1 protein-coding gene and 1 pseudogene are annotated in these 564 nt (G+C 55.3%); both read right to left on the bottom strand.

Annotated features, from left to right (window positions below; translation table 11 throughout):
- On the bottom strand, window positions 1–287 hold a 287-nt coding region (locus APU02_RS23860; RefSeq protein WP_192841992.1), incomplete at its 3' end, for an ATP-dependent Clp protease proteolytic subunit.
- A 13-nt stretch (window positions 288–300) separates the two neighbouring features.
- Window positions 301–564 (bottom strand): annotated as a pseudogene (locus tag APU02_RS23855) (phage portal protein); the annotation flags it as partial.

Below are 564 nucleotides of genomic sequence, written 5' to 3'. Positions count from 1 at the left end.
AGGTTGTAGATTGCCAGGCCTTCGAACATGTCGCCGCCCGGGGAGTTAATATTGACCGTAACGTCGGCGCCATTCATCGCCCGAAGCGCACCGGCGATACGTTTGGCTGTTACGCCTTCACCCCAGTAGTCCTGCCCGATCACATCAAAAACAGAAATACTGTTATCGTCGGTGGCCGCAGCTTTGATCCCGCCATCCCAGCGATCCAGGGCGGAGGGTAAAGTTTCACAGGTGACCCGCGCGCAGGGGCGACCCGCCGGTGCTGCCGGAAGTTGTTTTTTGCTCATCAGGAAAGTTCTCCTAAGCGGCCTGTTTCAGCGGAGATTGTTCAAATGAAATGTCAGGGAATACGTGGTTATGCAGTTCTCTCAGGGCCAGAGCCTGAACAGCAGGATTGCTGCTTTCGAGATTTTTCAGTTGCGTCAGGTTGAGCTGAACAGTGTAAATGTCACCCCCTTCAATCGGTGGCATATTTTCAAGACGTCGCACATCATTACGGGACATCCACCCGTTCTGAAGCGCGCTGGTATAGTACGCGGCACGTCCGGCGCTGTCGGCGCGCAG

The organism is Citrobacter sp. 50677481, from assembly GCF_001463265.1.
GTDB classification, from domain to species: Bacteria; Pseudomonadota; Gammaproteobacteria; order Enterobacterales; family Enterobacteriaceae; genus Citrobacter_A; species Citrobacter_A sedlakii.
This window is presented reverse-complemented; position numbering and strand designations above follow the sequence as displayed.